General features: G+C 74.0%; 1 protein-coding gene. It reads left to right on the top strand.

Annotated features, from left to right (window positions below; genetic code table 11):
- The coding region (locus HMPREF2581_RS30985) for an Ig-like domain-containing protein (protein WP_256565228.1) at positions 1–292 on the top strand (292 nt) is incomplete at both ends.

The following is a 292-nucleotide window of genomic DNA, read 5'->3' as shown; positions in this document are numbered from 1 at the left end:
GGCCAGGCCACCGCCGACGGCAGCGGCAACTGGACGTTCACCCCGGGCACGCCACTGGCCAACGGCACGGTGATCAACGCCGTGGCCCAGGACCCGGCCGGCAACACCAGCGGTCCGGCCAGCACCACGGTGGACGCGGTGGCCCCGGCCACCCCGGTGGTCAACCCGAGCAACGGCAGCGTGATCGCCGGTACCGCGGAAGCCGGCGCCACGGTGATCCTCACCGACGGCGGCGGCAACCCGATCGGCCAGGCCACTGCCGATGGCAGCGGCAACTGGAGCTTCACCCCGG

This window comes from Pseudomonas sp. HMSC057H01 (assembly GCF_001836405.1).
Lineage (GTDB): Bacteria > Pseudomonadota > Gammaproteobacteria > Pseudomonadales > Pseudomonadaceae > Pseudomonas > Pseudomonas aeruginosa.
Note: the sequence above shows the minus strand (reverse complement) of the source record. Positions and strands in the feature narration are given on the sequence as shown.